The organism is Alteromonas sp. W364 (genome assembly GCF_031846205.1).
Taxonomy (GTDB): Bacteria; Pseudomonadota; Gammaproteobacteria; order Enterobacterales; family Alteromonadaceae; genus Glaciecola; species Glaciecola blandensis.
Genome location: NZ_JAVRID010000002.1, coordinates 351234 through 373183, shown reverse-complemented (window position 1 = coordinate 373183; position 21950 = coordinate 351234). Strand labels below are relative to the sequence as shown.

The 21950-nt window shown below is 43.5% G+C and carries 19 protein-coding genes; 8 read left to right on the top strand and 11 right to left on the bottom strand.

Translation table 11 applies throughout. The features are described 5' to 3' along the window. Positions 1 to 57 precede the first annotated feature (57 nt). The 6 genes from RM556_RS04435 (at position 58) to RM556_RS04410 (ending at position 5179) form a co-directional block, all read left to right on the top strand. Positions 58 to 1266, top strand: coding sequence for a type II secretion system F family protein (locus RM556_RS04435; RefSeq protein ID WP_311362040.1), 1209 nt, complete (start codon positions 58 to 60; stop codon positions 1264 to 1266). A gap of 182 nt (positions 1267 to 1448) precedes the next feature. After that, a complete protein-coding gene (locus RM556_RS04430) occupies positions 1449 to 2327 on the top strand; it encodes an A24 family peptidase (RefSeq protein WP_311362039.1) in 879 nt (292 codons plus the stop codon). A 111-nt stretch (positions 2328 to 2438) separates the two neighbouring features. Further along, positions 2439 to 3038 carry a dephospho-CoA kinase gene (gene coaE, locus RM556_RS04425; RefSeq protein WP_311362038.1) on the top strand — a complete coding sequence of 200 codons (600 nt, stop codon included), beginning with the start codon at positions 2439 to 2441 and terminating at the stop codon, positions 3036 to 3038. Between the two features lie 155 nt (positions 3039 to 3193). Further along, positions 3194 to 3946, top strand: a complete 753-nt coding sequence (zapD, locus tag RM556_RS04420) for a cell division protein ZapD (RefSeq protein ID WP_311362037.1) — start codon at positions 3194 to 3196, stop codon at positions 3944 to 3946. A 72-nt stretch (positions 3947 to 4018) separates the two neighbouring features. Then, the gene (yacG, locus tag RM556_RS04415) at positions 4019 to 4252 is read left to right on the top strand and encodes a DNA gyrase inhibitor YacG (RefSeq protein ID WP_311362036.1); all 234 of its coding nucleotides are present in this window, start codon (positions 4019 to 4021) and stop codon (positions 4250 to 4252) included. Between the two features lie 18 nt (positions 4253 to 4270). After that, on the top strand, positions 4271 to 5179 hold the full coding sequence (locus RM556_RS04410) for an aspartoacylase (protein WP_311362035.1): 909 nt from the start codon (positions 4271 to 4273) through the stop codon (positions 5177 to 5179). A gap of 1 nt (position 5180) precedes the next feature. Here the strand turns inward: RM556_RS04410 and RM556_RS04405 are convergent, their stop codons facing one another. Beyond that, complete coding sequence (locus RM556_RS04405) at positions 5181 to 5765, bottom strand: TetR/AcrR family transcriptional regulator (RefSeq protein ID WP_311362034.1); 585 nt, start codon at positions 5763 to 5765, stop codon at positions 5181 to 5183. A 186-nt stretch (positions 5766 to 5951) separates the two neighbouring features. Here RM556_RS04405 and RM556_RS04400 point away from each other — a divergent pair, with 186 nt between their 5' ends. Beyond that, on the top strand, positions 5952 to 7112 hold the full coding sequence (locus RM556_RS04400; protein ID WP_311373942.1) for an efflux RND transporter periplasmic adaptor subunit: 1161 nt from the start codon (positions 5952 to 5954) through the stop codon (positions 7110 to 7112). Between the two features lie 11 nt (positions 7113 to 7123). Then, complete coding sequence (locus RM556_RS04395) at positions 7124 to 10216, top strand: efflux RND transporter permease subunit (protein WP_311373941.1); 3093 nt, start codon at positions 7124 to 7126, stop codon at positions 10214 to 10216. On the opposite strand, the gene RM556_RS04390 is transcribed toward RM556_RS04395, so the two are convergent. From RM556_RS04390 to murC, 10 genes are all read right to left on the bottom strand, one after another. Next, entirely contained in the window at positions 10169 to 10585 is a 417-nt protein-coding gene (locus RM556_RS04390; protein ID WP_311373940.1) for a DUF3592 domain-containing protein, read from the bottom strand. The two genes, RM556_RS04395 and RM556_RS04390, sit on opposite strands and share 48 nt — an antisense overlap. Positions 10586 to 10623: 38 nt before the next feature. Next, positions 10624 to 11019 (bottom strand): 8-oxo-dGTP diphosphatase MutT, encoded by a 396-nt coding sequence (mutT, locus tag RM556_RS04385; RefSeq protein ID WP_311373939.1) that lies wholly within the window; start codon positions 11017 to 11019, stop codon positions 10624 to 10626. A 43-nt stretch (positions 11020 to 11062) separates the two neighbouring features. Beyond that, positions 11063 to 13759, bottom strand: a complete 2697-nt coding sequence (gene secA / locus RM556_RS04380; protein WP_311373938.1) for a preprotein translocase subunit SecA — start codon at positions 13757 to 13759, stop codon at positions 11063 to 11065. 199 nt (positions 13760 to 13958) lie between these two features. Beyond that, a complete protein-coding gene (locus RM556_RS04375; RefSeq protein WP_311373937.1) occupies positions 13959 to 14831 on the bottom strand; it encodes a M23 family metallopeptidase in 873 nt (290 codons plus the stop codon). A gap of 250 nt (positions 14832 to 15081) precedes the next feature. Beyond that, positions 15082 to 15996 (bottom strand): UDP-3-O-acyl-N-acetylglucosamine deacetylase, encoded by a 915-nt coding sequence (gene lpxC, locus RM556_RS04370; RefSeq protein WP_311362027.1) that lies wholly within the window; start codon positions 15994 to 15996, stop codon positions 15082 to 15084. A 152-nt stretch (positions 15997 to 16148) separates the two neighbouring features. After that, the gene (gene ftsZ, locus RM556_RS04365) at positions 16149 to 17306 is read right to left on the bottom strand and encodes a cell division protein FtsZ (protein ID WP_311373936.1); all 1158 of its coding nucleotides are present in this window, start codon (positions 17304 to 17306) and stop codon (positions 16149 to 16151) included. A gap of 80 nt (positions 17307 to 17386) precedes the next feature. Beyond that, positions 17387 to 18616, bottom strand: coding sequence for a cell division protein FtsA (ftsA, locus tag RM556_RS04360; protein WP_311362025.1), 1230 nt, complete (start codon positions 18614 to 18616; stop codon positions 17387 to 17389). A gap of 17 nt (positions 18617 to 18633) precedes the next feature. Continuing rightward, positions 18634 to 19377, bottom strand: coding sequence for a cell division protein FtsQ/DivIB (locus RM556_RS04355; protein WP_311374082.1), 744 nt, complete (start codon positions 19375 to 19377; stop codon positions 18634 to 18636). 112 nt (positions 19378 to 19489) lie between these two features. After that, entirely contained in the window at positions 19490 to 20473 is a 984-nt protein-coding gene (locus tag RM556_RS04350; RefSeq protein ID WP_311362024.1) for a D-alanine--D-alanine ligase, read from the bottom strand. Beyond that, the gene (gene murC / locus RM556_RS04345; RefSeq protein ID WP_311374081.1) at positions 20470 to 21912 is read right to left on the bottom strand and encodes a UDP-N-acetylmuramate--L-alanine ligase; all 1443 of its coding nucleotides are present in this window, start codon (positions 21910 to 21912) and stop codon (positions 20470 to 20472) included. The genes RM556_RS04350 and murC overlap by 4 nt, the downstream gene beginning before the upstream one ends. Between the last annotated feature and the right edge of the window lie 38 nt (positions 21913 to 21950).

Below are 21950 nucleotides of genomic sequence, written 5' to 3'. Positions count from 1 at the left end.
TCAAAGCCCAGTTTAACTGGGCTTTTTTGTCTCAACACTCCACAAGTAGAGATTACCATGGCGAAAACAGCAGAAACATTCACTTGGGTTGGCACTACCAAGGGCGGAAAGTCTGGTAAAGGTGAAATTACCGCAGGCTCGCTTCATGAAGCAAAAAACTTACTTCGTAGACAAGGTGTCTCAGCCACAAAAGTAAAAAAAGTTGCCAAACCTTTGTTTGGTGGCAAGCAAAAAATCACCGCACAAGACATTGCTGTATTATCCCGTCAGCTAGCGACCATGCTTGGCGCAGGTGTTACCCTTATTCAAAGTATTGACATGATTGCCCAAGGCCATGCCAATCCTTCTATGCGTGAATTGCTGAACAGTATTGGCAATGAGGTTAAATCAGGTAACCCCTTATCTTCCGCTTTACGTAAGCATCCTGACAAATTTGATGATTTATACTGTGACCTGGTTGAGACCGGCGAACAATCCGGTGCACTAGAAACGATTTATGATCGAATAGCACTATACAAAGAAAAAGCAGAAGCGCTGAAATCGAAAATCAAAAAAGCGATGTTTTATCCTATCGCCGTTTTGGTCGTGGCATTTATCGTAACCACCATTCTATTGATATTTGTGGTACCGCAGTTTGAAGAAATTTTTAATGGTTTTGGCGCTGAATTACCTGCATTTACCCAGATGGTAATTGGTCTATCGGGCATGATGCGAGACTATGGCCCCTTCGTCGGAGTCGCGGTTGTTATTGGCGCAGTACTCTTTAAGAAAGCCCACTCGAAGTCAATTGACCTAAGAGATAAAGTCGACAAAATGATTCTGAAGATCCCTGTCATTGGTGAGATTTTGAGAAAAGCAGCGGTTGCTAGATTCACACGTACACTGTCAACTACTTTTGCTGCAGGTGTTCCTTTAATTGGTGCACTTGACTCTGCTGCTGGCGCGTCGGGTAATGCAGTTTTTCGTGATGCGATTTTATTCGTGAAAAAAGAAGTAGCGGGCGGTTTACAAATGAACGTCGCGATGCGAGCAACAAATATCTTCCCCGATATGGTGACGCAAATGATAGCCATCGGTGAAGAATCTGGTTCGGTTGACAGCATGCTAGATAAAATTGCTACCATTTATGAAGCGGAAGTTGACGATATGGTCGACGGCTTAACCAGCCTACTTGAGCCTATGATCATGGCGGTACTTGGCGTGGTCATCGGTGGTCTGATTGTGGCAATGTACTTGCCCATATTCGAAATGGGTAACGTGGTATAAGTCACAAATTTGGAATCTAAAAACCAGCACTTGTGCTGGTTTTTTATTTTCGACCAAACCATTACACTCACAATATAAAAATCCTTAATGTAAGTGCACTGCACAGGCGATATACTGTTTAGAAGCCCGTCAGAGCAACTACCTAAAACTGGCACAAATCATTTACTATCTGGAATTTATTCATGGAAAATATTGCTATCATTCAATTGATTGCCGACTCACCTACAGCATTCATTGTGTGCACCTTTATTGTGAGCCTACTGGTTGGCAGTTTCCTGAACGTCGTTATTTATCGCCTCCCTATTATGATGGAGCGAGAATGGCAACGCGATATAGAACTCACGCAAAACCCAGATAAAGAGCCTAGTCAACAAGCCACTTTCAACCTTATCAAACCAGATTCAACTTGCCCGAACTGCAAGCACAAAATCCGCGCTTGGGAAAATATCCCGGTAATTAGTTGGCTTGCACTTGGCCGAAAGTGTAGTGGATGCAAAACGCCAATATCAGCGAGGTATCCGGCTGTAGAACTGCTAACCGCAGTCCTTTCCGCTTTAGTTGCATTTCAACTGGGCTGGGGCTTAACCGCATTTGCCTTTATCTTTGCTACATGGTTATTAGTGGCAATGACTTTTATCGACTTAGATAAAATGCTCTTACCTGACTCACTCACTCTATTGATGTTGTGGGTAGCTTTAGGCATTAGTTGTTTTGAATCAACCATCAGCCCCGTAGATGCAATCATAGGCGCAATGGTCGGTTATTTGAGTTTATGGTCAGTGTATTGGGGTTTTAAATTACTCACCGGTAAAGAAGGCATGGGATACGGCGATTTTAAATTACTCGCCGCCATCGGTGCTTTTGTTGGTTGGCAACACTTGCCTATCGTCATTCTACTATCCTCTGTTGTCGGTGCGATTGTGGGCATTAGCTTAATGTTCATCAAACGCAAAGATGGCAATCTTGCAATTCCTTTTGGCCCTTATCTCGCTGCCGCAGGATGGTTAACCATGCTATATGGTGATGCGATTGCAGATTGGTACTTATCGAGTTTTGTATAATTCGCAAGGCCAAAACTAAGGCAGCAACAAGAGAATCATTGCTAGGTAATTAGGGCACACGGTAATATAGTCTACGTAAGTAGAATTTAGGCTAACAGGGACAGACTAAATATGAGTTCGCTAATTATCGGATTAACTGGCGGCATCGCCTCAGGTAAAACCACCGTCAGTAATATGTTTGCAGATCTGGGGATTGATATTATCGATGCCGATGTGATTGCACGTGACGTTGTTGCGCTAGGGTCAAAAGGGTTACAAGCAATCGCTGCCAGATTTGGCGACAAAATACTGCTGAAAAACGGCGAACTTAACCGACCAGCTTTGCGCGAAATCGTATTTTCTCAGCCAGAAGACAAAGCTTGGTTGAATGCCCTCCTACATCCAATGATCCGTGAGCAAATGCTGGCACAAACTGCACAAGCAAAATCACGCTACTGTATTTTAAGCGTCCCCTTATTGATTGAAAATAAGTTGGATGAAATTGTTGATAGAACCTTAGTAGTCGATATTGACGAACAATTACAGTTGATGCGAGCCATGGCTCGTGACAACAGCAGTAAGTCTGTCATCGAGGGCATTATGCAATCCCAAGCGACTCGTGAACAACGACTCAAAGTCGCCCATGACATTATCTATAATGACAAAGATATCTATCGTTTAGAGGAACAAGTCAAACAGTTGCACGAATACTATCTGCAACTGGCCTATTAACACGCTTGCAAAGGTCATACTGAGTATCTCGGCATTGTCCAATTGCATAATAGACAATGCAAAATACATTCTTTCTCGAGCAACATTGTCTAAACATTATGAACAAAAACCTGTAAACTCTGTCTAAACGGACATCGAGCTTAAAGGAGACCTGAATGCCAATCGCAATTTACGAATTCCCACTTTGTGAAAAGGTGAGAAATTATTTGCGATTAGAACAGCTTTTTAAGCAACTCGATCACACCTCTGAATTCGATAGTGAATATGAAAGCCTTTATTTTTTTGACGTGCTTTTTACCTTGCTCGACCTTCTTGAAAGACTCGATATCCGAACTGATTTCATTCGCGATATTGATGTGCATGAAAAAAACCTTGTCCATTGGTCAAAGCATCCCAACATCGACAGCGCAGCCTTAGAACAGACGCTAAAAAAACTGCACCAATTGCTATCCGAGTTAAAGCGCACTAATAAGCTCGGCTCAAGCTTAAAAGATGACCGTTTTTTAGCAAGTATACGCCAGCGTTTCTCAATTCCTGGTGGCGCCATGAGCTTTGATTTGCCTCACTTATTTTGCTGGTTGAAACAAGCCAAAGCAGTCCGCGAGAAAGATATTCACATGTGGGTGCAGCAACTCGGTCTAGTTCGCCAAAATATCACCTTACTCATGCAATTTTTGAGAGAGCGGAATCAATACGAACAGGTCGTTGCAAACAACGGCTTTTATCAAGGCGTGGTAACCGATAAAATTGATTTAATTCGCCTTAGATGTGCCAATAGCGAGGGCTATTACCCTGTACTGAGCGGCAATAAATATCGCTACGGCATTCGATTTATGCACTTAGTTCCGGAAGAAGGTTCTTCGGGTAGCGTAAGCGATAATATCAATTTTGAAATTGCGTGTTGTTAGTGATAAAAACTATTATTATAAAAATAACGTCCGCTGTTAACCAACCATCAGTAGCAATAAAAAAGAGTAAGCATGAACGTAAATTGCCCCACTTGTAAGAAAACCGTCGAATGGGTAAGCGACAACCAGTTCCGTCCCTTCTGTTCGAAAAGATGCCAATTGATCGATTTAGGTCAATGGGCAAACGAAGAAAATGCAATTCCAAGCGGAGCCAATAAAGATGCTGAAGCTCCGGTACCAGAAATCGATATTGAAGATATCGAAGCTATGATCGCTAAACAAGAAAAAGACTTTTTCAATAATTAAGAGCAGCCCATCATCACTATGAACTCATCTCCTTTTGAACCGATCTCAAAAGTACTCATTACCGCTGGTACGCATGGCAATGAATTGTCCGGCATTGAACTGCTAAACAATATCAAGCGACAGCCGTCAATTGCTGAGAAGGTTTTTGCAAACCCGACAACATTGAGTATAGACACCTTAATAGTGAACAAAATGGCAGTGGCCAAACGCACGCGTTATGTTGAAGAAGACCTCAACCGTCAATTCAGTCAAGAGAAGTTATCTTGGCTCGCCGGTGAGAGTTTAGAGCATCAATTGGCAATTGAGTTTAATACTAAGTACGGCCCAAAACACGAATCCAGCATTGATTTAATCATTGATATTCATAACACGACAAGCAATATGGGCCCAACGCTCATTATATTAGAAAGCGATGCTTTCCATACTCAGTTGGCTCGCTTTGTTAAAATCAATATGCCTGAAGCGATAATCCTCATTGAGGACCAATGTCCAATGAAACAGCATGCCTATTTGTGCACGGTGGGCAAACGCGGCCTGATGATTGAAGTGGGACCACAAGCTCAAGGGGTACTATGCCCAGACGCTTATTTGCAAACAGAAGAAATGACACGTCTTATCTTGGCATTTTGTGAAACATGGAACACTCAGGCCGGTAATGTTGAGAATCCTGAAGTTGACGCTTTTCGCTTAAGCGAAGAAGTGATGTTTCCACTTGACGATGAAAACAACAAAACGGCGATGATTCACCCGGATCTCCATTGGAAAGACTTTCATAAACTGAGTAACGGCTCACCTGCGTTTCTGAGCTTTGAACATCAAGAAATATTATGGGAGGGTGAAGATGCTGTATACCCACATTTTATTGGAGAGGCAGCTTACTATCACCTTAATATCGCGTTCGCTTTAGCCAAGCTCACTCGGATTTAATCTAAATGTCGAACAGCGTATCCAATACCTGTTTGACTTTCACACCAACATCTTCGTTATCGATTTGAAATCCCATCAAGCCTCGGGTGTAAGTTAAGCCAGAAATTGACGAAATAACAATGTCTGCTAGCACATTCGATGATTGTTTTTTCGTAATATAACCCTGCTTCTTTCCAACGCTTATTAAACGAACAAGCTCTTTTATTGTAGGTAAATAACAGCGGTTGTAGTGTGCTTTCGACATCTCTTGATTGCTTAGCGCCTGACTGATCATTAACTGGTCAAAACGCACAATTTGCGGGTCAAAGATAATATCTAAGAGATTAGTGCAGAAAGAGTGTAAAACCTTTTTAAAATCTTGACGATTATTAATTTCGACCCTTGTAGGCTCATAAATTCTAGCCACTTCCTTTTCGACCACAGCCTCAAGCAACTCATCTTTATTCGGAAAATACTTATACAGTGTCATCTTTGAAGTTTTAGCGGCTTTAGCCAGCATATCAGTAGTGACCGCAGCAACCCCATGCTGAAGAAATAGTGTGCGTGCGGTCTCTAAAATTCTACTTTGCGCTGTTCTACTGCTCATTCACGCTTCTTCCTCTTTTAAGAACCCCAATAGGAGCTTGTGATTAAAATTTTTGATTCTCATGACATTCATCAAAATAGATGGTACTGTACAGTACAGTACACTTTTAGAAAGTGCAAATGTTGGTTTATAAATTTGTCCAAGAAGGCTCTATTTTCCTGCTTGGAGATGATAAAAGGCGTAGTCATGCAAATTAAAATGGGTTTCGGTGTAGTGGTCATTCTGGTGATGGTGTTATCGGCATGTAGCAAATCTGAGACCGACGCTAGCGAGTCGACATCGGCTGGTGAAGGTGTGCCTGCTGGAAAAAAAGTATGGTCAACTGTTTTAGTGCCCGCCTCTGAGGGACGTAAAAGACACTTAACCGGAACGATTCAGGCCGCCGATGCTGTATCAATATCATTTGAGGTTACTGGGGTTGTTGCCAAAATGCATGTCGATCTAGGCCAATCATTTGAACAGGGTCAGTTATTAGCTGAGTTGGACACTGCTGTCTATGTGCTAGCGGTTAAACAAAATGAAAGCAACTTAGGTGAGGCTGAAGCGGCGCTCACTGATGCTAAACAAACCTTCGAGAGAAATAATACGCTAAGAAAGCAAGGTTTAGTGGCCCAGGCCGCTTTAGATAATGCAAAAGCCAGCTACGACATTGCACAGCAACGAGTAGAAGTAGCACGCAGTGCTTTAGCGCTATCCAAGGAAAACCTCTCAGATACAAAACTGCATGCTCCTTATGCGGGCAGAGTCTCTGCGAGAATGGTTGAACCATCGCAACAAATTGTAGCTGGCTCATCTGTATTAAGTATTCAAGGCAATGCGAAGCTTGAAGTCAGTGCCGCCATCCCAGAAGGCCTAATTGGTAAAGTGAGTTTATTTGATAAAGTGCGCGTTGTGGTACCATCAATCGATACTAAGCAAAGCTTCCCTGCAACATTGAGCGAAATTGGCGCACAAGCATCTGTAGCCAATGCGTTTCCTATCACGGTTACCTTTGATGAAAATCATCAAGGGTTTTATCCCGGCATGTCGGCTGAACTGATACTGCAAGTAAAATCTGATTATGACAATGAAGCGCTTTTTGACATTCCGCTCAGTGCTTTTAGTACCGATGGGAAAGAATCGTTTATTTATCTCATTGAGCCGACAGAGAACCAAGCCAATGACTTAAAAGTGCATAAAACACTTATCGATATTATGGAATTAAAGTCAGATAGCGCAGTGATCCGTATCCAGGATCAAGCGTCCTTGCGAGCAGAACAACGCATTGTACGCACTGGTTTAGACTTCCTACGCGACAAACAACGCGTTTCCGTAGTTGAGACCGAAACCCGTATATATAACCAATAAGGGATAGCTGTATGTTAAATCTCTCCGACATTGGTTTGAAATACAACCGACTTATTATGACTCTAGTCTTATCACTGATGATTTTTGGTGGTATTTCTTATTTTACCTTGCCTGCGCAGGAAGACCCTTCAATAAAAATCCGTGAAGCGGTGATTACGACTAACTTCCCCGGTATGCCCGCTGAAAAGATAGAACTGCTTGTCACCAAGACGGTGGAAGAAGGCGTGCGTAATGTTGATGAAGTTGAAGAGATTCGGTCTATTTCGATGCAGGGAACTTCCGTTGTCTATGTTGACTTATATGACCGCTTTTTTGACCTAGACCAAATATGGGACAAGGTAAGAAATGAATTAGATAAAGTTCAAAATCAACTTCCTGACGGCACGCAAGATCATATCATCAATGATAATTTTGGTGACGTTGCTATTTTGACGGTAGCCTTGCAGGCCGATGATGGTATTTCCATGGGCGATATGTTTGACATGGCGCAACATGCTCGGGACATGATGTATACCGTAGAGGGCACGCAATCAGTCGATATTCTGGGCGCGCAACAAGAAAACATCGTGATTGAAGTATCTGATGTGAAAGCGGCGCAACTAGGGCTGTCACCAAATCAGTTGATAGATACATTACAACAGCAGAATGTGCTGCGTTCTGGCGGCACCATCAACTTGAGTGGAAAGAGTTTTAATGTAGTGCCTAGCGGTGACTTCTCTAATATCCAATCTTTGCGTGAAGTCATTTTCACCCTACCCAACTCAACCAGTACCATTCACCTTGAAGATATTGCAAAAGTATACCGAACAACTCAAGACCCAGCTTTTCAAACCGCTTATTTTAATGGCAAGAGAGCAATTGTGCTTGCGGTAGCAAAGAATAACACTTACAGCGTCACTGAATTCAGTCCTCGGCTTGAAGCCATGATTAAGGAGCTTGAACAGCAGATGCCAGCCGGTATCTACTTAAATGTGATCACCCGGCAAGCAGACCAGGTGAATGCTGCTGTCGATGGTGTATCCATGAACGTGATTCAAACCCTCGCAATCGTCCTTGGGGTGGTTATCTTGTTTTTAGGGTTTCGTATTGGGATTATCGTTGGTGCTATCGTTCCTGCCGTCGTATTAATTGTGCTGGCCATATTGAACTTCAGCGGTATGGCCCTAGAACGCATGAGTTTAGCAACCTTAATCATATCATTGGGTTTACTCGTCGATAATGGGATAGTCGTTGCAGAAGACTTCAAGAAGCGTTTGGAGAATGGTGAAAAGCGCAGAGACATTGTGTCGAATATCGGCAGTTCCTTAGCGATACCTTTATTAACCTCTTCGGCAACAACCATGTTGGTATTTCTCCCACTAATGTTAGCTGAAAGTGACTCAGGCGAATACACGCGTTCGGTGTCTATTGTCATTATCTATTCCTTGTTCACATCTTGGTTATTATCCTTAATGGTCACTCCTTTTCTGTGTTATTTATTCATCAGGGACAAAGGGACTAAAAAGCCAAATGTTTTGCAAGCCAAAGTCGCTAGTTTCTTTGATTTACTTAATCCCGCGTATAAAAGTATTCTGCATTTTGTCCTGAAGTATCGGGCATTCACCATCATATTATCCGTGCTGCTCTTTATTGGTGCCGGGGCGGCGATGAGCACCGTTCCCGTTAAGTTCTTCCCTGACTCAGACCGAGCACAAGTACTCGCGTATATTGATCTTCCTGCAGGTTCATCGATGCGAGAAACGGAAGCCGTATTAAATGATGTGTTCACGAAATTGGATAATAAAGAGCGTTATTCTCATGTAGATAATTATGCCGCCTACGGTGGTTTTGGCGGGCCTCGTTTTGTTTTATCGCTTACGCCAATCACACCCGAAGCCAGTAAGTCTTTCATCATGCTGAACCTAAGTGATAGGCGTTACCAAGATGAAACCATTGCGAAACTTCGTGAAGACTTCGCTGAACACTTTCCTCAAGTGAATGCGCGCGTGACCAAGATGTTCTTAGGTCCGAGCGATTCCAACAAAATTGATGTGCAGGTAATCGGCCCAGACAAAGACTTCATCTATAAAACTGCACTTGAAATTCAGGAGATATTTAGACAGCTAGACGGTACTGTTGAAATTAAGAATGACTGGGAAAATAAGGTGATTCAGCTTGATGTGCAAATTGACCAAGCTAGAGCAAAAAGAGCAGGTCTCACTTCAGCCGATATCGCGAGATCATTAGAAACTTTCTTTTCTGGTCGTGTTATTTCTGAGTTTAGAGAAGGTGACGATCTTATCCCGATCCTGATCCGTGGTGAAGCACAAGACCGTTTCGATTTGAGTCGTATTTATGACATTAATGTGTATTCTGCACAACGCAATATTAACGTGCCTTTAGAGCAAGTAGCCGATATTCGTTTTACCCCGCAATATGCGCGCATTGCTCGAGAGAATCTATTCAGAACCGTGACTATCGAAGCTAAAAACTTGTACATGACCGCAGAAGATATGGTTCCGCTACTTGAACCACAGTTTGACGAAATTAGAGCCAAGCTTCCTCCAGCTCATCGCCTTGAATTTGATGGTGTAGTAAAAGATTCAAAAGAATCTCAAGCCTCACTAAATGCTAACCTACCCTTATGCTTGGCTGTTGTTATGCTGGTATTAATAGCACAGTTCAACTCCTTACGCCGGGCTGGCATCGTGATCTTAACTGTTCCCCTTATCCTCATTGGCGCAGTGCTTGGTTTGCTGACGGTGCAAGCTAACTTTGGCTTTATGGTCATCCTAGGTTTATATGCTTTGGCTGGTATTATTGTGAATAATGCCATCGTTTTGATAGATCGCATTGATATAGAAAGGAAAGAGCAGGACGATCAGTATGAAGCCTTAGTAGAGGCATGTATGCGCAGACTACGCCCGATCGTCATGTCGACAGTCACCACCATATTAGGTTTGTTACCGTTAATTATTAGCCAAGATGCGCTGTTTTTTGGCATGGCCTCTGCCTTAGCTTTTGGACTTGGTATTGGCTCGTTGCTAACGCTGGGCGTGGTGCCCGTGCTTTATAGCTTACTGTTCAGAATGCCTGGAAAACAACAGAAAGAGGCCAGCGAGTAAGCTGACAAAGCCAATGCTAGCGAACAAGATAGCGAAACCCCACAAGTCGAAAAATGAGGTCTCGACGGCGGTTTCGTTAACATGTGGGCTATAGACTAAGTCGATACTCTGACCTACCGTAAATGCGTCTTTGTCTTTCACAATGTCGAAAACGAAGCGCACGTCTTTTCTCGTTTCTGAGTCAAACGTAACATAGACCTTATAAGACAACTCGTCTTTTTCAGTGAATGCTTGCACTTCAGTAACAAACCCAGTGGCCTGTTTCGCGGTAGATAAGTAGGTTTGAGAGTTAGCGTAAAACAAGTAAGCTAGGGCACTTAGCAATAAACCAACGATGAGCGACGCGATAGCCGCATTCCTCTTTACCATGACAGACTCCACTCAGTGTTTGAATATTAAAATTGAGTTTACGATTGGGCTCTCTTAACAAGCGCTTGAATAATTGCCTGGTTCGCCTCAGGGAAATCTAGGCTTGCCAAACCCGATAAATCTACCCATTGACTGTCTTGGCCTTCTTTTCCATAGGGTTCGCCTGTAAACGCATCCACTATAAGCACAGATAACAATACTCGCTTGTCACCATAGTCATGCGCTATCTCGATGAGGTTTTCGGACGAGATTAGCTTAATACCAATTTCCTCCATTAGCTCACGCGTGAGTGCCTCTTCGACGCTTTCATGAGCTTCAACCTTACCACCAGGAAATTCCCACTTACCGCCCTGATGTTGTTCCACCGAGCGCTTACAAACAAAAAAGGTGTCGTTTCTACAAACGACACCTACTGCTACATGAATTTGTTTCACTTCTGCTCTCTTAACGTAGTCAAAAGATACTTAGGCAAGAGTCTTACGACAACTTACCATGGCACTGTTTATATTTTTTCCCCGAACCACAAGGACATGGATCATTACGCCCTACTTTAGGTCCAGAGCGCTGCACTGCAGCTTGCGGTTTCTCTTCGGTCGCGCTTGCTGACTCATGCTCGAACTTTTTCTCAACGTCAGCTGCACGGCGTTGCTCTTCAACCGCTTCTACATCTGATTTCTGTTGAACTTGCACGCGGCTAAGAATACTGATCACCTCAAGCTTCAAGGTATCAAGCATTTGAGAAAACAACTCAAAAGACTCACGCTTGTATTCTTGTTTCGGGTTCTTTTGCGCGTAACCACGCAAATGAATGCCTTGACGCAAATGGTCCATGGCGGCCAAATGCTCTTTCCACAAACTATCTAAGCTTTGCAGCATTACCGCTTTTTCGAATTGACGTATAACATCGGCACCTACCGCTTCTTCTTTCTCGGCGTAGGCCTTGTCTACGTCTTCAGCGATACGCTCACGCAGCTTCTCTTCAAACAATTTATCGTCTTCATCAAGCCATTGTTGGATTGGCAAATCGATTGAAAAATCACTTCTTAAGCGTTCTTCCAAACCGCTGATGTCCCACATTTCGTCTAAGGATTGTGGCGGAATGTATTGGTCGATGACGTCAGAGACAACATCTTTGCGAATGTTAGCAATGGTCGCTCCAATATCACCTTCATCAAGCAGTTCGTTACGTTGTTCATAGATAACTTTACGCTGATCATTAGCAACATCATCATACTCAAGCAAAGACTTCCGTATATCAAAGTTACGTCCTTCTACTTTGCGCTGTGCATTCTCGATAGCGCGAGATACCCAAGGATGTTCAATCGACTCACCTTTCTCCATACCCAAGCGCTTCATCATGTTGCCCATTTTTTCAGAGGCAAAGATACGCATAAGAGCATCGTCGAGAGAAAGATAGAAACGTGATGAACCTGCGTCACCTTGACGACCTGAACGTCCTCTTAATTGGTTATCGATACGACGCGACTCATGTCGCTCTGTACCGATGATATGCAAACCACCGGAAGCCAAAACAGCATCGTGACGTTTTTTCCACTCGGCTTTGACATGCTCGAGTTGTTGTTCGGTAGGCTTTTTCAGCTTATCAATTTCAGCTTGTAAGTTACCACCTAACACAATATCAGTACCACGGCCGGCCATGTTGGTTGCAATTGTCACCGCGCCGGGTAAACCCGCGTTTGCTACAATATCCGCTTCTTGTTCGTGGAATTTTGCATTGAGTACCTTGTGCTCAATCTTCGCTTTCTTTAACACTGAAGAGAGTAACTCAGAGTTCTCAATTGATACGGTACCTACAAGCGTCGGTTGTCCACGTTCAACGCATGACAAAATATCTTGCACAATGGCGTCATATTTTTCAGCTGCCGTTAAATAGATCTTATCTGCGCGGTCATCACGGATCATCGGCTTGTTAGTTGGAATAACGACCGTCTCTAGACCGTAAATGTGACGAAATTCGAACGCTTCTGTATCGGCGGTACCTGTCATACCAGCTAACTTTTCATACAAGCGGAAATAGTTTTGGAATGTAATAGAGGCAAGCGTTTGGTTTTCATTTTGAATGTTAACGCCTTCCTTTGCTTCAACTGCCTGATGCAAACCTTGCGACCAACGACGACCTTCCATCGTACGACCAGTATGCTCATCGACAATGACTATTTCGTCGCCTTTCACGATGTAATCAACATCTTTTGAGAACAGCTTGTGGGCGCGCAATGCGGCATTAATATGGTGCAACAGGGAGATATTGGCTGCTGCAAACAAAGACTCATGCTCTTCCAGCATTTTGTGTTTCTTGAGCAACTCTTCTACATAGATTTGACCCGTTTCGGTCAGGTGTATGTCCTTCCCTTTTTCATCAATGGTGTAGTGACCATCGCCAATATTGTCTTCTTCGTCTTCTTTTTCCTGTTGCTGAAGCTCAGGAATAATTTTATTAATTTCTCGATACAATTCTGAACTATCTTCAGCTGCACCAGAGATAATTAGCGGCGTTCTCGCCTCATCGATTAAGATACTATCTACTTCATCGATCACCGCATAGTGCAGCGGACGTTGTACACGATCTTGTGGACTGAACGCCATATTGTCTCTTAAGTAATCGAAACCAAATTCGTTATTAGTACCGTAGGTGATATCACATTGATAGGCTTCACGTTTTTCAGCTGGATTCATACCCGGAATATTACAGCCAACGCTTAAACCTAAGAATTCAAATAACGGTCTGCTCCAATCAGCATCACGTTTAGCTAGGTAATCATTCACGGTAATTACGTGAACACCTTTATTGGTAATCGCATTTAAGTACGTTGGTAAGGTAGACGTTAAGGTTTTACCTTCACCCGTTCTCATTTCAGCAATCTTGCCTTGATGTAGAACTAAACCACCTTTCATTTGAACATCAAAATGGCGCATATTGAATACACGCTTACTCGCTTCTCGAACGATAGCAAAGGCCTCTGGTGCAATCTTTTCAAGAGATTCACCCTTTTCTAGGCGCTCTTTGAATTCAGTGGTTTTAGCTTGTATTTCGTTATCAGATAGGGCTTCAAATGCTTGCTCATAACCATTTATCACCACAACTGTCTTTTTTAATTTTTTGAGTAACCGGTCGTTGTGACTGCCAAATACTTTCTTAAAAATGCTTGCAAACATGCTATTTGATTTTCCAAAAATGACTAAAATAAAAAACGCCGACATAATAACAATTATGAGACGAATAAACTATAAAACCTAGGCTATCCATAACAAAAGAGCGCTTTTTCTGCGTTCTATGCCACTTAGCTAAGCGCAAGTTGGTGAGCTTGTATGTAGTTGACCAGCATTTGAACAATAATGTTCGATAGGGGGATTGTTAGCGGTAAACGTACGGAAGTGGGTCGATTTGCTGGCCGTTCTTCAAGACTTCGTAATGCACATGTGCACCTGTAGAGCGACCTGTGTTACCAACGACTGCAATCGTTTGACCTTTTGTTACTACATCGCCTACTTCAACAGTTAAGTCGGCGTTGTGTCCGTATCTTGTTCTAAGACCATTACCATGATCAATTTCTACTAATTTGCCATATCCATATCTATCGCCGGACCAAGTTACTACGCCAGCACCTGTAGAAATGACATCGTCTCCGGCTTTGCCTGCGAAATCGATGCCTTTGTGCATTGCTGGTCGACCTGTAAACGGGTCTTTTCGCACGCCATAATAAGATGACAGCCATCCTTTACCTACAGGACGTCCGCCTAACTCACTCTCTTGTTCTATATTGAGGCCCATCATCAAAGATTCAAGGGCTGTGAGTTGTTGAATTTTAAAATCTAGAGTATCAGACATCTTCGCAATCTGATTTGTTAGCGACACCTCATTGAGGTCAAGTGCTTTCATTTCTTCGCCAAGGGTAAAGTCTTCTGCGTTTAATCCGGCATTCTCTGCCATCGTAGCAGTGAGCGTCTCCATCTGATTGATGCGATTTTGCAAGGTAGCCAACTGATTGACAATGCCACCTAACTGTTGCTCAGTATTTGTATGTAGTTGTTGAACCAGCTTAGCTTGTTCTTCAAGCCCCGTCTTCACCACGTTGACTCTCACATGGTTTTCATAGACTGATTCTGTAGAGCGACTAGAAATAAGGAAGAGTAAAGAAGCCATCACAGAAAGGCTCAACAACTTACGAGCGGATATCCGCTTCGCAAATCGGCGATTCTTGCCTTTATATAGGATTGTAAAACTCATTTTACTCTCGTCGACCTATTTAATATGTTTACTTTGAAGGATAAAACCTTATCGCTTCGTTTTTATAAAAAGCCATTGTCGGCATTTTGGTGTCGCCAACAAAAAGATTGATGGCGACTTTTATGACTTATAGTCTACCTAGGTTATCGGCACAAGTGAATTTTCTATAAGACACCTAGTTATCTTATATAATACCCAATAAAAAAGAGTAGCGAAATGTAGCGCTACCCTTTGTTTTATAAGACCTTTGCTAGAAAGCTAGTGAAGGTTCAATATAACGAATGGGCAAACTTTCTTCATTTTCAAACTCAACGTATTCCCATGCACTCGCATCATTGAGTATTGCATTCAATAACTTATTGTTCAAACCGTGCCCTGTTTTATATGCAACAAGCTCGCCAATAAGACTGTGGCCGCCTAAATAAAGGTCACCAACAGCGTCTAGTATCTTATGTTTTAGAAATTCATCTGAATATCGTAAACCTTCAGGGTTTAATACTCTGTATTCATCTAACGCAACGGCATTGTCCATACTACCGCCTAACGCGAGGTTCATAGAGTTCATGAGTTCTAAATCTTTCATGAAACCGAAGGTTCTCGCTCGGCTAACTTCGTCGACATAGGAGTCTGTGGAGAAGTCGAGTTGGACTTTCTGTCTGCTTGCAGCGATCGCTGGGTGTTCAAAGTCAATTTCGAAATTCACTTTAAAGCCATCATGCGGGCGAAATTCAGCCCACTTATCACCGTCTTCAACGCGTACTGTTTTGGTTATTTTGATGAACTTTTTAGGGGCATCCAACTCTTGCACACCGGCACTTTGGAGTAGGAAGATAAACGGAGACGCACTGCCATCCATGATTGGAAGCTCGTGGCTGTCCACTTCAACAATAATATTATCTATACCAAGTCCAGACAGTGCAGAAGCTAAATGCTCAACTGTGTGTATGGAGTGGCCATCTTCATTCGTAATACATGTGCATAGCATAGTATCGCCGACTGAATCAGCTTTGGCTTGGATATCTGCATAAGGTTGTAAATCAACGCGACGAAACACAATACCGGTATTTGCAGGCGCGGGTCTCAAGGTCATGGTTACCTTGCGTCCTTTGTGCAATCCGATACCTGTTTCTTTAACAGATTCTTTGATAGTACGTTGTTTTATCATTTAATTTTGTTCACCAAACAGAAAAACGGCACGCAGTATACTTGCTCACCCCTTTAATGTCAAAGAGTTACAATATTTCAAGCTTTTTTTAACAGAAAACCAACTGTTCAGACCACTGTCGCTAAACAGCGACAGCGCTAGGGTTTGGCACCCTAGTCTGCTTGTTTTCTCAAAAATGCTGGAATATCGAGATACTCTAGCTCATTGCCTGGCTGCGCTTCATCATCTATTTTCAAGGCCTGGTTGCCGTCAGTGCCGCCAGAACCTCTTACTTCGTTTGTGCTCGAAGCATAATCGCGACCTGTTGCACTAACTCTTGCGTTGTCATTCACTAAGGTGATGTCTGGTTTTCTTTCAGCGCCAATACCTGTTGCAACAACAGTAACACGCACTTCATCGCTTAATTCTGGGTCAATAACTGTTCCCACAACAACCGTCGCGTTTTCTGAAGCAAAGGCTTTTACAGCGTTACCCACCACTTCGTACTCGTCGATTGCGAAGTCGAGGCCTGCAGTGATATTAACCAAAATACCGCGAGCGCCAGAAAGGTCGATGTCTTCCAAAAGAGGACATGCGATAGCTGCTTCAGCGGCTTCTTCAGCTCTATCTTCACCAGAAGCGATACCGCTTCCCATCATCGCCGTACCCATTTCAGACATGACAGTCTTCACATCGGCGAAATCGACGTTAATTAAACCTGGGCGAGTAATTAGCTCGGCAATACCTTGAACAGCACCACGAAGTACATCATTTGCTGCACTGAAAGCTTGAAGTAAAGGCGTGCCTTTACCCATTACCTTAAGTAGCTTTTCGTTTGGTATTGTGATCAATGAATCAACGTGCTTTGATAACTCAGTAATGCCTTGGTTTGCGAAATCTGAACGCTTTTTACCTTCGAAAGGAAACGGTTTGGTAACAACAGCAACCGTTAGAATACCCATTTCTTTGGCAATTTTAGCCACTTCAGGTGCAGCACCAGTACCTGTACCACCACCCATTCCGGCAGTGATAAAGACCATGTCAGCACCCTCAAGAGTTTGACGGATCTTTTCACGATCTTCTTGTGCCGCTTCACGACCCACATTTGGATCGGCACCTGCACCAAGCCCTTTGGTGACTTCATTACCAATTTGTAATTTTGTATGTGCAGATGACGTTTTCAATACCTGGGCGTCGGTATTCATGGCGATAAAATCTACGCCTTCAATCACTTGCTTGACCATATATTCGACGGCGTTACCACCGCCACCTCCGACGCCAACAACTTTAATGACGGCTTCGTCGCTTTGACTGTCCATTAGCTCGAACATTCTGCTTCTCCGGTGTACTGAAACCTAATTATATTTTTTATTTCGGCTTCATATTGATTTAGCGCTTACTTAAAGGCCCCCTAAAATTCGCCCTTAAACCAGCTTTGTATGCGTTTTAACACGCTATCTTCGCCTTTCTTTGAAGACGTTCTTTTATTATTTATATTTTGTTTGCCATACTGTAACAGACCTACCGCTGTAGCAAAACAGGCATCGTCTACATATTCTGCTAATCCGCGCACTGAATGAGGGTTTCCTACTCTTACTGGCATTTGGAAAATCTCTTCAGCAAACTCTACAGCGCCTTCCATTTTAGCAGTACCACCGGTGATAACTAAACCAGCAGCGATCTGCTCTTCAAGGCCACTTGCTTTAATTTGTTCATAAGCAAGTTCAAATAATTCTTGGTATCGAGGTTCAATCACTTCAGCCAAGGTATGTCGTGACATGACTCTTGCGGGTCTACCACCAACACTGGGTACCTCAATACTTTCTTCCATGCTCACCATGTCTTTCAGTGCGCAGGCATAATTCGTTTTTATCTCTTCCGCATTGCTCATTGGCGTGCGGAATATTTTAGCAATATCGCTAGTAATTTGATTACCAGCTAATGGAATCACGGCAGTGTGTCGAATAGCGCCGTCAGTGTAAATCACGATATCCATTGTGCCGCCGCCAATATCGACGACGCAAACACCTAGCTCTCTTTCGTCATCTGTCAACACGGCATAACTTGAGGCCAATGCTGAGAAAATAGTTTGGTCGACGCTCAAGTCACAACTCTCGACGCATTTCACTAAGTTCTTTGCCATATCGTCGGCACACGTAATGATGTGTGCGGCTGCTTCCATTCTTACGCCAGACATACCAATGGGGTTTTTAATTCCCTCTTGTACATCGATAACAAATTCTTGTGGCAAAACATGTAATAATTTACGTTCTGCAGCCATAGGCACAGAGCGAGCGGCATGGATGACGTTGTCGACATCATCTTGGGTGACTTCTTGATTATTGATGGGCACCATGCCACTTTCATTCTGGCACTGTACGTGACGCCCTGAAATTGACATAAATACTGAAGATACGCTGCAGTCGGCCATCAATTCCATCTCATTAACCGCTTGTCGAACAGACTGAACCACTAGGTTCAAATCGTTCACACCACCCTTATCCATACCACGGGATTTATGTGTGCCTACACCGATGATACTAATACTGTCATCATCTAGCAATTCGCCAACAATGGCTTTAATCACACTGGTGCCTATGTCTAAACCAACAATTAAGTCTCTATCCATTGTCTTAGACATGTTTTTCTTCACTCATTTTAATCATTATTATCAGTAATTTCTTGTACTTTTTCATCATTTTTTTGCCAACCTACAGCAAGGCCTATATCATACCTTAAATCAATGTAATTAATCGCCTTATTTTGTGCCTTTAATAAGGGAAAAATATCAATAAAACTCTGTAACCTATCGATAAACTGTTGGCGACCTATATTTAGCTTGATTCCGTTGTTTAATTTGACTCTCCAAGCAAAGCGTTCACTCAAAAATAGTTCATCAATCGACAGACCAGTTTCACTTAACAATGACTGCATGGCATTGAATCCCGCAAGCGCCGTTTTTTCGCTTCCACCAGGGCCAAAAAGCTTTGGTAAACCCGCCGACACTTTGCCACCATCAAACACTTCACCTTGGGTATTCAGCAACAAATCATCATTCCAAGAAGCGACGGGGACTTGCTCAATCAAGTAAATATGCAAACTACTTGGCCAACGCTTCCTCACCGATGCCCGATACACCCACGGCATATCTTCCAGCAAGAGGTGAACTTCGTTAACATCGAGAGCAAAGAAACTGCCTTTTTGCGACGCACGAATCGACGCTTCCATTTGAGCATCCTCTAGCACTTTCCTCTCACCACTGAAGATAATCCGCTGAACCGGTAATTGCTGCTCATCTTGCAGCCATGCTTGCACTTTTATCGCGCCAAAAACTAAACCACCAATCACTAAAAGGAAAAAGATAAAGCCACTCAATCGGTTAGCGTCAGACTCTCTTTCCAATTCATCTGGCGCATCCGAGGCAGCGAGTTCATTTTGTTTACTGGTCGCGGGATCAGCGGCAAGCAACTCTTGCCGTTTTGATGTACGTTGAAGCGACCGTTTTTCTGCCAAGTTACCGCTCCAAACTCGACATTAGAATTCGTAATACGAGTTCTTGGAAACTCATCCCAGCTTGTTTTGCTGCTTTCGGCACCAAGCTGGTTTCTGTCATACCCGGGACTGTATTTGACTCCAGTAGCATAAAACTCCCATCCGAAGTGCGCATGACGTCCACTCTGCCCCAGCCAATTCCTGACAGCGCGGAAAAGGCAGAAAGGGCCAATTCACCCAAGGCTTTTTCTGTGCTGTCGTCTAAGCCACTTGGGCAGTAGTATTCGGTTGTTGAGTCTCGATATTTTGCATCATAATCATAAAATACGTGGGGTGTAGACATCCTAATGGAAGGAAGAGCCTGACCATTAAGAATACTAACCGTATATTCTGGTCCATCGATATAGCTTTCTACCAATACATCGTCGTCGTATTTCAACGCTTCAGCAATCGCAGCGCACAATTCGTTTTGGTCAGACACTTTAGCCATGCCAATGCTAGAACCTTCGCGTGCAGGCTTGACCATAGCAACGCCACCTAAATAGGCGAGAATCTCATCGTAATCTAAGCTTGCAACACCAGCGCCCCCAGCAATATCCGACTTTCTCACCACGCGGTATTTTGCCGTGGGTAAACCCAAGGCCGACCAAACTTGCTTGGAGTAAACTTTATCCATGGCTAAGGCTGAACCTAAGACACCGGTGCCGGTGTAAGGCATACCTAAAGTCTGCAATGCACCTTGCATACTGCCATCTTCTCCACCACGGCCATGCAAAATAATGAATGCACGATCAAAACCCTGCGTAAGTAACTCGCCAATGGGGTACTCGACTGGGTCAAACTTGTGTGCATCCACGCCCGCCTCTTGCAAAGCGCTTAACACACATGAGCCTGAAGCCATACTCACTGCACGTTCCGCCGAATGGCCACCAAACAGGACTGCAACTTTACCAAAATCACTTGGCTGGATGGTTTTATTGTCAAACCCTAGATTTGCGTTCGTCATTGGCCGCTTACCTCACCACTCTGTATTTCTTTCATCGAAGCAAGTAAATTTATCTTGTCTAAGCCAGTGCTTGCAAGCCGTTGTGCAATATCGCCAATATTACCCGCGCCTTGCGCAAAAACTACGTCACCGTCACTCAGTACATCAGCAAGTATCTTCATCAAGTTATCTTGTGAACTCACATAGATAGGTTCCAAGTTGCCTCGTTGACGAATCGAACGGCAAAGTGACTTACTATCAATACCTTCAATAGGCGCTTCACTTGCTGCGTAGATATCGAGCAATAATAAAGTATCAACTTGTGATAAGACTTCGACAAAGTCTTCATACAAGTCTCGCGTTCGAGAGTAACGATGCGGTTGATAAATCATGACAAGACGCTTATCTGGCCAATTGTTTCGAGCTGCTGAAATTGTCATCGCAACCTCTGTTGGGTGATGCCCGTAATCATCTACCAAAATGGCTTCACCATAGTCATTCTGGTATTCGCCCAAGACTTGAAAGCGTCGCCCAATACCTTGGAAACTCTCGAGGGCGAGCAGAATATCTGCATCACTTATTCCTTCATCACAGGCTGTGGCAATCGCCGCGCTGGCATTCAAAACATTGTGAATACCTGGCAAGCTCAGCTTAACGGGCAAATCGCAAAGTCCTTTGCGTTTCAAGGTGAAGTAGCTGTAATTGAGTTCGAAGCGCACATCCACAGCTTGGTAATCATTGTGCGCTTGCTGTCCGTAGGTAATGTATTTGCGACCGAGTTTAGGAAGCAGTTCATTGATGACCGGATCATCTCCGCAAACAATAGCCAAACCGTAGAAAGGTAAATTATGTAAAAATTCAATATAGGCCGATTTCATTTTTGAAAAATCGCCTTGATACGCTTCTAGGTGGTCAGCTTCAATGTTAGTGACTACCGACACTGTGGGTTGCAAATGTAAAAATGACGCATCGCTTTCATCAGCTTCCGCAATCAAATACTTACTATCTCCCAGTTTTGCATTGGTGCCAGCGCTATTGAGTAAGCCACCGATAACATAAGTAGGGTCTAGTTTCGCTTGCGAAAAGATAGTGGCAATCAAGCTAGTTGTTGTTGTTTTACCGTGCGTTCCTGCGACGGCAATGCCATAGCGAAAACGCATTAATTCTGCGAGCATTTCAGCTCTTCTGATGATTGGAATACGCTCTTCGGTGGCTAGCGCTATCTCTGGGTTCTCAGGGTTAATTGCACTTGAAACGACAACCGCATCAACATCCTGAATATTTGAGGCATCGTGACCTAAATACACTTTTGCCCCAAGGGATTCCAAGCGACCGGTCATCGCACTGCTTTTCACATCAGAACCGCTCACCTCATACCCTAAATTTAAGACGACCTCGGCAATACCGCCCATTCCAGCGCCACCAATACCAATAAAATGCAATCGCTGTACGCGCCTCATTTTATGCGGGCGTAAACTTGCTTTATTAGCCGAGGCCT